The sequence below is a fragment of the Cupriavidus pampae genome, assembly GCF_914271485.1.
GTDB lineage: Bacteria > Pseudomonadota > Gammaproteobacteria > Burkholderiales > Burkholderiaceae > Cupriavidus > Cupriavidus pampae.
Genome location: NZ_CAJZAG010000001.1, coordinates 601,008 through 614,263, shown reverse-complemented (window position 1 = coordinate 614,263; position 13,256 = coordinate 601,008). Strand labels below are relative to the sequence as shown.

Below are 13,256 nucleotides of genomic sequence, written 5' to 3'. Positions count from 1 at the left end.
CGAACGCAAAGCCCAACGCGATTGAGCGAGCGGAGCGCGGCGAGAGATGTTTGAGGAAGCCGTAGGCACCATCCACCTAACCTCCCTCAGCAAAGCGCACGGAGCCGCTTTTGTGCGATTCCTGAGCGACGCGGGATCACGGGAGTTCCGATCCACTACAGCTAGGAAACACGGCTCGACCTCGATCAGCTCTTCTTTGACCGCGACGTTGATCAAGGTGTTCAGCTACACCGGAAAAATGTCGCTGCGGACATTCAAAGACGCCCTCGACCGGGTAGGCTTCCCCCCCTGTCGCGACGGCGAAGCGGCTCGATGCTTCGCGTCCCTGAAAAATCTCGGGAAAATCTGTGACGCCCCGGGAGCGGGCGCCATTCGATAATCCCTCCCCACCCCCCCACCCTGACCGATACCCAAATCGAGGCCGCGATGCTATGGTCGGATTGCTCATCATTTAATTGGCAACGCGGGAGGGCTTCGTGGTTCTGAGTTTCGCAGACTATTTCGGAATATCTATCGAAAATTTCGACGCCACGGGCGCCTTTGATCCCGTATTAAGCGTAGACACTCGACTCTTCATTGATCCGAGCTTGCTTCGCAAGACCACGACGCCAGAACTTGCGCAGAGCTACGAAAGAGTATCAACTCACTTTGGCGACGTCTTACGGGTAATCGCGGCAGTTCAGAAGTTCGGCGACGTTTTTTGGCGCACGGCTGACAAAAGCCTCACATTCCCAGAGGTGAACGGTCTTTGCATCGGCTACGCCAAAGACAGCACTGGTGGGAGCGGAATGGGGCCAAAGCTGAGAGCACAGTTGCTTGGCACCATGCACGAGATTGTTTCGGCGGGTGTCAACGATCCCGCGCTATTCGAGCTTGTCGGGGCATTCGAAAAGAACATCGGCCCAGACCGCATCAGCGACATGATCGCTCGAATAATTATTAAGGACCTCATAGCTTTCACGCAACGGGTATGCAGCGATTGTGGCGTACCAATGGAGGCTCTACCTGTGGTAAAAGGCGAGCCTAAGGAGGACATGCCTAAAAGCCCCGTTACAGGCAACGCCGTGATATTGGTGCCCAAAGATGTTCTACGGGACCTCCCCGAGGCCGAGGAGTACGGCGATATATATTGGATCGCGCAGCAGAATGACGAGGTACGCGATGAGATGAACCGGATCGTTGGCGACTCATGGAGTAAAGCATCTACGACCGATCTTAAGCATGCACTGCGACGGACTCTCATTCAGCATCCCGAAGGGCTACGCGACGTACTCAAGGCATACATGGAAGGTCATCGAGACCCGTATGATTTCTTGGAGGACCGGTCTGGTGAAGTCGCGTGGTATAGGGCGTCGCGGGAATTGGTCAGCAAAGAACCCTTACCCCTAAAGCTTGCGGCGAAACCGACTTTGGATGAGGTCGAATCCGTAGTTCTTGCCATCTGCCGTCACTTCAAGAAACTTCTCGAAGACAATCAACTCTGCAAGCTGCTCTACGACAAAGGCGGCCGACGCAAGCATGAGTCGGCCGCGCAACTTCTGTTCTTTGGAGTGGCATCCGCCTACTGCCGGGCGAACGACCTCGCCCTTTCCCCGGAAAGCGATGGAGGACGCGGTCCGGTGGACTTCAAGGTCAGTAGCGGTTTCCAGGGACAAGTGCTCGTCGAGATCAAGCTGACAAGCAATCCGCAGCTTGTACACGGCTTTGAGAAGCAATTGCCCATCTACAAAGATGCCGAGAGCGCTCAGCGTGGCATCTATCTTGTAATCGACAACGGCGGGGCGTCGGATGCAAGGCTCGATAACTTCAAGCAGAAGGTCATTGCAGCAGAGGCCGAGGGGCTGAGGGTCATCTATGTGGATGGCAACCCAAGGCCATCGGCCAGTAAGGCCGACTTCTAAGGATTAATAGCACACGGCAGCAAGTATCACGAGGGTGTACCGGAGTGGCACCAGCACGAGACATGAAGCCCCTTTGGCGTCATAAGGGTTGACTCTTTATTGACACCGTTAGACGAGCAATTGCACTTGGATCACACCAAAACAGCAAGCCCGCAGCAAGCCCAACACCCACCGCATTACCCTGGAAGACGGGGCGTGTCGTCGCGCTGTCCGAGGTTGCCGAACGCAATGACCGGTCTTGGACCACCCTCAATGACCGCTTTAGCCGAACAGCTGCCAACGAGCACCGCTCTTCGTCGACTTCACTGCCGTACGGGTTTGGGTCCAGATTGAGGGCAATCAGCTAAGGACCGGGCTTATGGAGCATCTAGGCGAGCGGTTGCCGGTGACGAAATGGGCCACCCGACAGGGTACGCGTTACTCCGCGCTCTACAATCGTCTCGCAGCGGGTTGGCCCGTAGAGAAGGCGCTGGCCGCCTCAAAAGCGGCTTGAGGCGGCCAGCTAGCTCAAGGGGGGTCCTTCAACCGGGAAGGCTGCGAATTCTTGTTGGCGCCAAATTCGTAGTGCCCTGCCTCAATTTTCGTCTTGGCCTTGTTGAAATGTCGTTCGGGAATTGCGAGGCTTGAGTTCCGCGCTTCATCCATCCGAGCCATTAATTCCCTAAACTCTTCCTCAAGCTCCGTGACTTGTTTCGTTGCCCCGATAAAGGCGGCCTGGCGAAAACGATCACGCAGCACTTCAAAGCGATGGGCCGAGTCGGACATAGCCTTTATGCTTACGTCCAAATCGAGCGCCTTAAATATGGCTGGGAACAAGCCCGCCAGCAGCGCCGCTACGGCTGTCACCCATTCATACTCCATGCCCTTAAGAAGAATCTTGGCACTAGCCACAGAACCGAAAACGATTGGAAGTGTGATAAAACCAACGCGATAGACGCGGACTTCTTTCAGCCATGAATAAAGGGCGGTCGATGTGTATGTGCACGACTCCTGCTGCCTCTGACACTCGACAACGATCTCTTGGATGCGGTTATCCATCAGACATACTTTGGAATATTCAAACCGAAAACCTTCTGCCACTCTGTACCTGCGCTAGCCATATCATTCACCCTCTCGAAATCGCATGCCTTTGCGGCGCGGCCATATGCGCTCTCCGCTCTGGACTTCCAATCATCTCCGAGCCAAAGCAACTCAAAGGTCCCCGGTGCATTCAGGAACGAATTCGCCTTTCCAGTCATCCACGCGAAGAAATCCCGACACATCCAGTCGTAGAAATAATAGCTCTGCAATCGATACGCCCATTGATCCAGAAATTCAACTGCGAGAAGTTCAAGGTAAAACGATTTGATCGGTACGGAGCAGTATGCCTGCCAACATTTGAGCATTCGGATCAACGGACGCACATTGGAATTGTTTCGAGAATCAGCCCCCTTGATTTCTGCCACTTCATGCCAAGGCATCGTTTTCTTATAGCTCCCACCGTTCTTCGTATCACATACGTAGTAGGACACTTCCTTGTCATCATACCGAAAGGCCGGAACGATCTCGACGTTATAGCTATCAAAAGCAGCCATAACAACAGGCCCATCACCTTTGATATCACTTCTCGGGAAACTGGCGAGCAACTTACCCTTTACCTCTTGCAATAGTGCAGATTGCTTGTTTATCCAGCCGCCATAAGCTTCGTATCGCTGATAAACCGAGAGAGGAAGGATAAAATACAAATCCACGTCTCGTGGCGGACGTATGTGCGTGTCTTTAGCCCAAGAGCCGATAAAGAAAGCGTTGTCGGTAGTGGAGGCGGTGCCGAAATAGGCGGTATTTAAGCATGACACGACGCCTTCGAATTTTTTTCGACCTTCGCTGAGTTGAGCCGGCGTCAAATCAAGGTTGGTCGAGAATGCCTGAAATCGCTTGATGACATATACCCACATCGCGCCAGCACTGGAAGGGAGTGGCGGGGCAGAAAGCGCGTTAGCCATAATGGATTGAAGCAAACTCGGCGGAAGCTGGCTCATAGCAGGCACTCAAGGCATAGCACAGGGATTCAGGCAGTGTACAAGAGGCGGAGGCGACCAATTTCTCTTAGGCGGTCCCCAGTCGCCGGGCCAGCCGCCCAACCGCCCGGGAACCCTTCATATCTCGTCGATTACTGGATGTTCGAATCCTCTCATCCCAACCAGAATTACTCGCTCGGCGTCGCGCCGGGCGGACGATTCTGCGCGACTGTCGATGCCGAGCGGCTATGTGCGGCCGACGCACGCTCGATGTTGGCGTCATTCGCGACGACGCCAAACAAAATTACGGAAAAATGTGTTGCATGATCCACATTTTCAACGAACATGCCCACATGTTTGAGATTGTCGATGTTAAGCGGTAAAGTGATTCGGATTGTGGCCTTCAGACCGCCTTTGAACGGAGCACTGCGATGTCGGCTAGAGATGTTGAGCAAACTCTTTTGAGCCGCTGCACTGCCGCGGCGAAGGGTGAGCTCGCGCGTGCTAGCGACCAACGCGAGGCAAACGTGTTTCGGCTCGCGTCGATGATCCTTCGGCCGCGGATGCCGTCGGAGGCGGACAGGCTCTTGACCGCCAGCGAGTCCTACTTCAGCCAGCACCCCTCCGATCTTGTCGCCAGCGGCGATGTGGTTCGAAATGGGTGGGTTTTGAGCGTGCCGCGTCTCCGCGACATGTTGACCATGCAGCTGCGCCGCGTCTGATATGCCCGACGGTTTTTACACCCACACCGCACTCGCCGAGGGTCTTCGGGAACTGATGACGCAACTCGAAGGACGTCTATCGTTGCAAAAGCCGTTGACCGTCTACCTCGCAGGCGGAATGGCTGTTCACCTGTACACGGCCAGCCGCGTGACAACCGATGTCGACGCTGAATTTGCTGGTCGAGTAATGCTGCCGCAGGACTTGCTCGTGGACGTGAAGCTGGAGAACGGCGTTACCCAGGCGATCTATCTGGACACCAACTACAACCCCACCTTCGCGCTGATGCACGAGGACTACCAGGAAGACTCTATTCCGGTAGACCTTGGTCTCAAGCAAATTCGGGTCCGGGTCCTCTCCCCGACCGATCTCGCCGTCAGCAAGATCGCACGCTTGGCTGAAAACGATCGGGAAGACATTCGCGCGTTGGTGTCGGAGCGACTGACATCTGCCGCGGAGATCGAGGAACGTGCCACCGAAGCACTTGGCGGGTACGTCGGCGGCATCGAGATGCTTCGCGCAAACCTACGCGACGCTGTAGCCATTGCTCGTGACGAAGAGCGAGCAACTGACACTCGCGACGGGTCCATCGTTCGACCAAAGGGCTAAAGGCTTGTGGAGTGCCAGAGGGGTTTAATTTGGGCGCCTTTTACCCAGAGCAACATAGATACTTGGCGATTCATCGGCAAAAAATTCTTGGGAAGACTCTGGAGGCGATGCGCCAAGTCGGCATTGAAACAGCACGGGCCGCTTAGACCATCTGCACGCCATGCGCTCCGGCATGTCGAAAAAACGCGACCACAATCGGCGCTTTCCCTTTACACGAAGGCCCATGTCCAGTTGGCCGCTGCCGCTAGTCGAAGCGCCTCAAGTAGCGCGAGAACACCCAGCCTTGGATTTCGACATTGCTATCGGTGTTTCGCCAGGAAATGAGCGTGAAATCTCCGTTTCGCTGCAGAATCCGAACTAGATACCCGAAACGAAGCTGACCAAGCTGCGGCGCCCTCGCGCTCGGAGCTGAACGAACTATCAAGAGTTTCGTCCCGATGAAGCGATAGTCCCGCAGCACGCTCACATCCCCGATCGCCTCGCGGGCAGCCTCTTTCACGACCTTCGTTGCCCCTTGCTTTGACTTTGCCTCTAGCAGCTGCTTGATATGGAAATCGGCGTAAGGGGTAAGGAATGCGCCTAGCAGCATGAAGAAGAGCGGAAGGAGCACGAGCCAAAGCACCTTCTGGACGGCCGGCTCTTTGGTCGCCTTAATTGCTGCGATGATCTGATCTACGGCTGCTTGGAGCGAAGGCTGTGCTTCGGCGTCTGCCGTGATAGCTTGAATCGCGCTAGCTGCACGTTGGCGCAGCCCCGAGTCAGCCTCGCCGTCGACCAAGTCGACGCCCAGATGTTCAAAGCAAGCTAGTTCGGTAGCGTTGGCAATGCTGTCGGAGAAAGTGTGAAGCGCTGCAAGACTAGCCGGTTCTTTAAACTGTTCGAGCGCCCGTAGAAGCTCATCGTAGGGTCGCCCCAGTCTCTGTGCCTGCTCGAAAACTGCGTCACCAGTACGTTGTCTAAGCAGGTCTTGGAGATTTACAGCGAAGTTTGACGGTGCGAGCAATGCATTGAAAGTCGCGCGATGGGCCGAGAAACTCGCCAACACCTCCGTAGCTGGGCGGATGGCGGCTTTCATTGATTCAAGCTGCTGGGCGAACGCTGCCGAAACGGATCGAGCTGCCTCCTGGGCGTGCCAGAGAGGCTCGTTCGCAAGCTGGTGATAGCTGCTCAGCGTGTCGCTAACGGGCGAGACCAGATTCATCTCTCCAAGAAAGCGACGCATTGCGTCCGTGGGGCCCATGGCGAGACGCAATGCCTCTGTTTGTGTCCTAAGTTGAAGCGTGGCGGTATGCGCAAGCGACGTCTCCGCGCGGTAGGCGCCCAGGTCAGATCCGAGCAAAGTCTGGATCGAGAGATCAGTGATTTTCGAGTTCATCGTGGGATGCTCTATCCGAAACTGGTGATGATCAACTTCGCCTCACTTAGTCATGCTGCGAGAGTCCTGGTTGCCTGTACTAGGCTTTTGCTCACCGTCGCTTGACCGGCTGACGTCGACAAAGGCCGCGCCTTACGGGGGAGAATGTCTGCGTCCATCATTGATGGACGGGCGAATCGTACTTGCCAGAAGAGAGGCTCGCCTTATCTCCCATCGCAGATACCCGCTTAATTGCGCCCTCGATCCATTGCAGCATCGGATCTGTGGCCACCACGTCGGCTCCTTTACCATCGAGTGGCATGAGAATTATCTTTACCTCGCCCAGCGACTGACGGATGTCGGCCAGCATCATAAGCGCCTTGTCATCTGACAGTTGAACTTGAGTCCTCCGGATGCCTTGGCGTGCATCCTCAAACTGCCAGACTGGAAGTTGGTAGGCGAGTTGAGTGCCAGCCCTGATAGTCGAAATTTGGCGTTTCGCATCCATGAGGATATCGACCACATCAATGGCCGAATTCCGAACTTGAATCCAGACAGCTTGCTCTTTGGCGCGATCCGCTTCCGCCGCCTTCTCAGCATCGCGGTGATTTTGATAGAAAGGTATCGCAATCGCGATAGCAAGCCCTAGCAGTGATCCAACCGCCTGTACCCAAGCTGCTCGGGCGGAGGTCTTGGCCGCGCGTGCAGCCTCAGCAGCGATCGCAGACGCTTGCTGAGCTCCGCTTGCCGCGGCCTCTAAGGCGTCAGCCTGGCGTCGATGCTGCTCGTTGTCCGGCGAGTTACCAAAATACATCTCCATCACCTCCATTAAAAATGGAGGTGATGCTAGCATTTCCTACGAAAACAGTGCTCGCGGGAACACTTTACCTCGCCCATTTTCTAGGTCGCGACGGCTTGACTGGACGCACTGTAATTACGCTTGCATATTGTTGTAAGGCATGGATGTGATGTCGGGAGACATGACACGAACACCCCGGTTGCGAACCTCCACTCCGACACCTCTCCTCGAGAGGACGAATGCATAAGCCAATAGAGCATCAATCAGATTCTCATGCGGGCTAATGTTCATAGAGATACTCACCGCGTTGAAAATGGTGGCTCACCAACCCGGCAAAGATGTATCTCTCATCCACCACTCCCACCGCGCGTCGCAGTACATCAGAAATCGCCATGGCGAGCGCTTGGCCGAGGCTGCTATCGAACCGTCGGTTGGCAGCCGGGAAGACAGTTACAACGACGCGTTGGCGGAGACGATCAACAGCCTGTACGAGGCTGAACTGGTCCATTGTCGTGGTGCATGGAAGACGCGTGAATCCGTTGAGCTGGCCGCGCTGGAATGGGTGGTACGGTTCAATCACCATCGGCTGATATATCCCGCCAATCGGACAGCTCGCCAACTATATGGGATGGGTCATTCTGAATCTCGCGAAAGGCAAGGCAGTTAGTGGAGTGATCGTTGTCCGGACGATTAGCGAGGTCCTCCGCAAGGCAATTGTTGTTGTATCAAACGTCGCGCTCTTTGAGTATCGAGTGAGCTCTTCCCTTGCGCCAATCGCGATGGCATCGCCAGTGAACGCGTTGAGCTAACGCGCTTCCGGTAGAGGCTCTACCACGTTACGCCTACCACAGCCGTCGAGCGCTTCCGACCTACGCGATCGGATCAAGCGCACCCACGGCTTGCTACTGCGACGTAGACCGAGCCGCCTCCATTGGCAGATGGGTCGCTCATTCCCCCTCACGTTTACCCCTGCATCGCGCAATTCACCCTGTAAGAACCGGGTAAGCGGCGCCCATTACCGTGTAGCCATTCCGTGCTCACACGGTGATAGACACATGCAGGAGACAGCATGCAACAAGATGTGATGGAAAGGCTGAAGGCCAGCCGGCAGTATCGCGATCTGATCAAACGTCGTGGCCGGCTCACCTGGGCGCTGACGGCCGTGATGTTGGTGGTGTACTACGGCTACGTGCTGCTGATTGCGTTCGACAAGGAACTGCTGGCCGCGCGCGTCGGCAATGGTGTGATGACGTGGGGCATGCCGATTGGCCTGTTCGTGATCATCTTCACCGTTGTGATTACCGGGCTCTACGTGCGTCACGCCAATAGCGTGTATGACGATCTGACCGAGAAGATCAAGCGGGAGGTCGCATGAAGACGCATCGCGCCATGCGCGCTTCCACCGCCCTGCCTGCGCTCGCGCTGCTGATCTCGACCGGGGCCTTCGCGGCCGGTGGAGACCTCGGCCAGGCCGTCAAGCAACCCACCAATTGGACCGCGATCGGCATGTTCGTGGTGTTCGTTATCGGCACGCTGTTCATTACCAAGTGGGCCGCCAAGAAGACCAAGTCCGCGGCCGCGTTCTACACCGGTGGCGGCATTACTGGCTTTCAGAATGGCCTGGCGATTGCCGGTGACTTCATGTCCGCGGCGTCGTTCCTCGGCATCTCGGCGGCCGTTTATTCCAGCGGCTACGACGGCCTGATCTATTCGATCGGCTTTCTGGTGGGCTGGCCCATCATCACGTTCCTGATGGCCGAGCGACTGCGCAATCTGGGTCGCTTTACGTTTGCCGACGTCGCCGCCTATCGCTTCAAGCAAGGGCCGATCCGTGCGTTCGCCGCATCGGGCACGCTGGTGGTCGTGGCGTTCTACTTGATCGCGCAAATGGTCGGCGCCGGGCAATTGATCAAGTTGCTGTTCGGACTCGAGTACTGGGTGGCCGTGGTCATCGTCGGCGCGCTGATGATGATCTATGTGTTGTTCGGCGGCATGACCGCGACGACCTGGGTGCAGATTATCAAGGCATGCCTGCTGCTGGGCGGCGCCTCGTTCATGGCGTTCATGGTGCTGGCGCAATTTCACTTCAGCCCCGAGCAACTGTTTGCCAAGGCCGTTGAAGTGCATGCCAAGAAGGACTCGATCATGAGCCCGGGCAACTTCATCAAAGACCCGATCTCGGCCATCTCGTTCGGTATCGCTCTGATGTTCGGCACCGCGGGCCTGCCACACATTCTGATGCGCTTCTTCACGGTGCCGAATGCCAAGGAAGCACGCAAGTCCGTGTTCTGGGCCACGACGTGGATCGGGTATTTCTACATTCTCACGTTTATCATCGGCTTCGGCGCCATCGTACTGGTCAGCACCAATGCGAGCTTCCAGGACGGCAGCGGCAAGCTGCTCGGCGGCGTCAATATGGCGGCCGTGCATCTGGCCAGCGCTGTGGGCGGGAACGTGTTCCTTGGCTTTATCTCCGCCGTGGCGTTTGCGACGATCCTTGCCGTGGTGGCCGGGCTGACGCTGGCCGGCGCAACGGCCGTCTCACACGACCTCTACGCAACGGTGTTCAAGCAGGGTCAGGCATCGGGCGCGATGGAACTGCGCGTGTCCAAGATCACGACCATTATTCTTGGGATCGTGGCCGTGGTACTCGGCATCGTATTCGAGAAGCAGAACATCGCATTTATGGTGTCGCTCGCCTTTGCCGTGGCGGCCTCGGCAAACTTCCCGGTGCTGTTCATGTCGGTGCTGTGGCGCGGCTGCACCACGCGGGGCGCCATGATCGGCGGCTTCCTCGGCTTGCTGTCGGCGGTGATCCTGACGGTGTTGTCGCAAGCGGTATGGGTCGACGTGTTCCACTTCAAGAGCGCGCCGTTCCCCTACACCTCGCCCGCACTGTTCTCGATGACGATTGGTTTCGCCGGGATCTGGCTGTTCTCCGTGACCGACAAGTCGCGCCGCGCGGCGGTGGACAAGGCAGGCTTTGAAGCGCAGGAACTGCGCTCCGAGACCGGCATCGGCGCGGGCGAAGCCACCGCGCACTGATCGTCAGGAGACTCTCAACGGGTCCTTAGCGGGTCCTCAACGCGCCGCACGCAGCATCGGAAACAGCGGCGGCGCGTCGCCGACACGTACCGTGGCCAACGCCTCGAAACCGTGACGGCCGTAGAACTCCAGATTGCGCGGGTTCGACGACCATAGCCACGCAGGCAAATGGTCGTCATCGCAGGCACGCAGACCGTGCGCGAGCAGGCGCGACCCAAGGCCCTGATCGCGCGCGACGGCATCGATACCAAGCGACGACAGATACCAGTGCGGCGTGGTGGGCCGCGTCTCGTAGACGCGGCCAATCATCTCGCCAAGCAACGGCCGCCGCGCAGCGTCCACAGTGCTGCGCACCACATCTTCGATCGCGGCGTCGTCACCCTCGGCATCGGGCGGCAGCCACAGCGCAGTGCCCGCCACGGGCGCAGCATCGGCGCCGATAGTCTGAGCACCGCCCGCAGCCAACGCTTCCGCAACCAGCACGCGAAACAGCGCGAAACTGCCATGCACGTAGCCCTGCGGGCCGTCGTACATCCAGCGCATATACGGGTCGGTATCGAACGCCAGCACCAGTGCAGCCGCAGCCTGATCCACATCGGCGGCTTCGGAAAGATTCAGAATCGTCGGGATTGTCATGAGCATAAAAAAACGCGCCGGGAGCTTGCGGCTCCGGCGCGTCTTCAAGTTGGCTGCGGCAAAAGGTCAGATGCCGCGTGCCTGCTGCGAGACCAGGACCGCGTGCGGATTGCTAGGGCCCTGCGTAAGGTTTGGGGAGTTTGGGAACGCGTGCGGTGCCTGCACCGCCGGCGCGTGCTCCAGCCAGTCGCGTACGCGCGTGGCATCGGCGAAGCGCGAAAGCTTGCCGACGGAATCCAGGAACACCATCACCACGTTGCGGCCGTTGACGCGGGCCTGCATCACCAGACACTGACCGGCCTCGGAGATAAAGCCAGTCTTCTGCAGGCCGATTTCCCAGTTGCCGCCGCGCACCAGGCGGTTGGTGCTCACGTAATGCTGCGTGCGGCCGAGCACGTTCACTTCATGCTCGGTCTGCGTCGAGAACTCGCGGATGGTCGGATTGCGATAGGCCGCGTTGACAAGGCGCGCCAGATCCATCGCGCTCGAGACGTTGCTGCTCGAGAGGCCGCTCGAATCCACGAAGTGGCTGTCGTTCATGCCGAGTTCGCGGGCCTTGCGGTTCATCGACGTGACGAACGCGGGCAGTCCGCCCGGATAGCTGCGACCGAGCACGGACGCGGCGCGATTCTCCGACGACATCAGCGCCAGCAACAGCAGTTCGTGACGCGTGAGCTGCGTGCCAAAGCGCAGGCGCGAGCTGCTGTGCTTCTCGAGGTCGCGATCTTCCTCGTTGACGGTCAGCACTTCATCCATCGGCAGGCGCGAGTCCATCACCACCAGCGCGGTCATCAGCTTGGTGATCGAGGCGATCGGCAGCACCGCGGTGGGATTTTTCTGGAACAGGACCTCGTTGGTGCCCTGATCCATCACCAGCGCCACCGATGACCGCAACGCCAGAGCGTCCTCGGTATCGCGCAGGCCCATGGCTTCGCCCAGCGTCGGCTTGGCCGGAATGAACGCGGCGCGGACCGGTGCCACGCGCTGCGCCACCACCTGGCGCTTGCCGTTACGCAGCACGATCACCTTGCGGGCCGGAGCGGCGGACTCTTTGACGGCAGCAACCTTCGCCGACGATTTAGTGGCCTTTACCGGCTTTTTTGCCGTTTTACCGGACGATTGAGCAGATTTGGAGGATTTGGACGTGGCGGCATTGGCCACGGGCGCGGCCAGCAAGGCCAGCGACACCAGCGCAGCCGTTGCAAGCGTATTCAGCCGCGCAGGGCTGAAGGGGCGAAATAGAGAGAAATCGGTCCGGAACATGGGTCTGTGCAACGCGGCATCAGGAATGGCGCTAGTTTAGGAAATAAAGAAATTCTTAGCAAGATTAAAGACTTACAGAAGCTCGTTAAAGTTCGATTTCGCAGACATTCCGTATTACGATAAATGAACTCGATGCATCACATTTAACGCTCTGCAAACATCGCGGGCCGACCGCCATTCCTGTTTATCGGCCACGCGCGCCACACCCTGAGCTTCCAATCGGTCACGAGAGGAAACGCGCGAACCCATCAACCGGTTCACGTTCAGTCATCAACTGATTCTCGGCGGCGTCGGGATTCGCATATCCGAGCGCCATGCCACACACCACCATTTCATCCTCGGTCATCCGCAGATGCGCGCGGATCACACTATGGAACTGCGTAAAGGCCGCCTGCGGACAGGTATCGAGCCCGCGCGCCCGGGCGGCCACCATGATGCTTTGCAGGAACATGCCGTAGTCGAGCCAGCTGCCCTGCTCCATGATCCGGTCGATCGTGAAGATCATGCCGACCGGCGCATCGAAAAACTGGAAATTGCGCGCGTGCTGCGCATGCATGCGCGACTTGTCCTCCTTGCCGATCTGCAGCAGCCCGTACAAGTCCCAGCCCACCTTGCGCCGACGCGCGAGATACGGGTTGACCCACTCGCGCGGATAGTACGGATATTCCTCGTGATACTTGGTGTCTCGTTCAGGATCGTCGTACGCGGCCAACACGTCCGTGCACAGCCGCACCTTCGCATCGCCGGCCAGTACATAGACGCGCCAAGGCTGCGCATTGGTGCCCGAAGGTGCGCGACTGGCCACCGAGAGAATCTCCTCGATGGTCTCGCGCGGGACCGGTGTGTCGAGAAACGCGCGAATCGAGCGGCGCGTGACGATCGCGCGGTCAACGGTATCGACTTCGGGTGCGGTGGCCATGCTGTCGGGTCTC

General features: G+C 58.0%; 12 protein-coding genes and 1 pseudogene. 5 read left to right on the top strand and 8 right to left on the bottom strand.

Features of this window, described 5'->3' with window-relative positions; genetic code table 11:
* Window positions 1-476 precede the first annotated feature (476 nt).
* Window positions 477-1,901, top strand: a complete 1,425-nt coding sequence (locus tag LDO41_RS02670; RefSeq protein ID WP_223981492.1) for a hypothetical protein — start codon at window positions 477-479, stop codon at window positions 1,899-1,901.
* 507 nt (window positions 1,902-2,408) lie between these two features.
* Here LDO41_RS02670 and LDO41_RS02665 read toward each other — a convergent pair.
* The 3 genes from LDO41_RS02665 to LDO41_RS02655 all read right to left on the bottom strand — a co-directional run bounded on the left by LDO41_RS02665 (window position 2,409) and on the right by LDO41_RS02655 (window position 4,518).
* Window positions 2,409-2,939: a hypothetical protein gene (locus LDO41_RS02665; RefSeq protein WP_223981489.1), complete on the bottom strand. Its 531-nt coding sequence runs from the start codon at window positions 2,937-2,939 to the stop codon at window positions 2,409-2,411.
* Complete coding sequence (locus LDO41_RS02660; RefSeq protein WP_223981486.1) at window positions 2,939-3,919, bottom strand: SMODS domain-containing nucleotidyltransferase; 981 nt, start codon at window positions 3,917-3,919, stop codon at window positions 2,939-2,941. The genes LDO41_RS02665 and LDO41_RS02660 overlap by 1 nt, the downstream gene beginning before the upstream one ends.
* 167 nt (window positions 3,920-4,086) lie before the next feature.
* Window positions 4,087-4,518, bottom strand: coding sequence for a hypothetical protein (locus LDO41_RS02655; RefSeq protein WP_223981483.1), 432 nt, complete (start codon window positions 4,516-4,518; stop codon window positions 4,087-4,089).
* A gap of 103 nt (window positions 4,519-4,621) precedes the next feature.
* Here LDO41_RS02655 and LDO41_RS02650 point away from each other — a divergent pair, with 103 nt between their 5' ends.
* The gene (locus LDO41_RS02650) at window positions 4,622-5,227 is read left to right on the top strand and encodes a DUF6036 family nucleotidyltransferase (RefSeq protein ID WP_223981480.1); all 606 of its coding nucleotides are present in this window, start codon (window positions 4,622-4,624) and stop codon (window positions 5,225-5,227) included.
* Between the two features lie 244 nt (window positions 5,228-5,471).
* On the opposite strand, the gene LDO41_RS02645 is transcribed toward LDO41_RS02650, so the two are convergent.
* Window positions 5,472-6,602: an SH3 domain-containing protein gene (locus tag LDO41_RS02645; RefSeq protein ID WP_223981477.1), complete on the bottom strand. Its 1,131-nt coding sequence runs from the start codon at window positions 6,600-6,602 to the stop codon at window positions 5,472-5,474.
* Window positions 6,603-6,759: 157 nt separating this feature from the next.
* Window positions 6,760-7,395, bottom strand: a complete 636-nt coding sequence (locus LDO41_RS02640; protein ID WP_223981474.1) for a hypothetical protein — start codon at window positions 7,393-7,395, stop codon at window positions 6,760-6,762.
* A 280-nt stretch (window positions 7,396-7,675) separates the two neighbouring features.
* Between LDO41_RS02640 and LDO41_RS02635 the strand changes: the two are divergent.
* The 3 genes and pseudogenes from LDO41_RS02635 to LDO41_RS02625 all read left to right on the top strand — a co-directional run.
* A pseudogene (locus tag LDO41_RS02635) lies at window positions 7,676-8,047 on the top strand (hypothetical protein); the annotation flags it as partial.
* A 402-nt stretch (window positions 8,048-8,449) separates the two neighbouring features.
* On the top strand, window positions 8,450-8,755 hold the full coding sequence (locus LDO41_RS02630; RefSeq protein WP_223981471.1) for a DUF485 domain-containing protein: 306 nt from the start codon (window positions 8,450-8,452) through the stop codon (window positions 8,753-8,755).
* Window positions 8,752-10,425: a cation acetate symporter gene (locus LDO41_RS02625; protein ID WP_377740731.1), complete on the top strand. Its 1,674-nt coding sequence runs from the start codon at window positions 8,752-8,754 to the stop codon at window positions 10,423-10,425. The genes LDO41_RS02630 and LDO41_RS02625 overlap by 4 nt, the downstream gene beginning before the upstream one ends.
* 36 nt (window positions 10,426-10,461) lie before the next feature.
* On the opposite strand, the gene LDO41_RS02620 is transcribed toward LDO41_RS02625, so the two are convergent.
* From LDO41_RS02620 to LDO41_RS02610, 3 genes are all read right to left on the bottom strand, one after another.
* A complete protein-coding gene (locus LDO41_RS02620) occupies window positions 10,462-11,067 on the bottom strand; it encodes a GNAT family N-acetyltransferase (RefSeq protein WP_223981468.1) in 606 nt (201 codons plus the stop codon).
* 60 nt (window positions 11,068-11,127) lie between these two features.
* Window positions 11,128-12,324 carry a D-alanyl-D-alanine endopeptidase gene (pbpG, locus tag LDO41_RS02615; RefSeq protein ID WP_223981465.1) on the bottom strand — a complete coding sequence of 399 codons (1,197 nt, stop codon included), beginning with the start codon at window positions 12,322-12,324 and terminating at the stop codon, window positions 11,128-11,130.
* 223 nt (window positions 12,325-12,547) lie between these two features.
* A complete protein-coding gene (locus tag LDO41_RS02610) occupies window positions 12,548-13,243 on the bottom strand; it encodes a nitroreductase (protein ID WP_223981462.1) in 696 nt (231 codons plus the stop codon).
* Window positions 13,244-13,256: the final 13 nt, after the last annotated feature.

Bases quoted from the DNA above. Each gene is read 5' to 3' on its own strand.
- LDO41_RS02620 (WP_223981468.1), bottom strand. From the start codon at position 11,067: ATGCTCATGACAATCCCGACGATTCTGAATCTTTCCGAAGCCGCCGAT.
- pbpG (WP_223981465.1), bottom strand. From the start codon at position 12,324: ATGTTCCGGACCGATTTCTCTCTATTTCGCCCCTTCAGCCCTGCGCGG.
- LDO41_RS02650 (WP_223981480.1), top strand. From the start codon at position 4,622: ATGCCCGACGGTTTTTACACCCACACCGCACTCGCCGAGGGTCTTCGG.
- LDO41_RS02630 (WP_223981471.1), top strand. From the start codon at position 8,450: ATGCAACAAGATGTGATGGAAAGGCTGAAGGCCAGCCGGCAGTATCGC.
- LDO41_RS02625 (WP_377740731.1), top strand. From the start codon at position 8,752: ATGAAGACGCATCGCGCCATGCGCGCTTCCACCGCCCTGCCTGCGCTC.
- LDO41_RS02610 (WP_223981462.1), bottom strand. From the start codon at position 13,243: ATGGCCACCGCACCCGAAGTCGATACCGTTGACCGCGCGATCGTCACG.
- LDO41_RS02665 (WP_223981489.1), bottom strand. From the start codon at position 2,939: ATGGATAACCGCATCCAAGAGATCGTTGTCGAGTGTCAGAGGCAGCAG.
- LDO41_RS02645 (WP_223981477.1), bottom strand. From the start codon at position 6,602: ATGAACTCGAAAATCACTGATCTCTCGATCCAGACTTTGCTCGGATCT.
- LDO41_RS02660 (WP_223981486.1), bottom strand. From the start codon at position 3,919: ATGAGCCAGCTTCCGCCGAGTTTGCTTCAATCCATTATGGCTAACGCG.
- LDO41_RS02640 (WP_223981474.1), bottom strand. From the start codon at position 7,395: ATGTATTTTGGTAACTCGCCGGACAACGAGCAGCATCGACGCCAGGCT.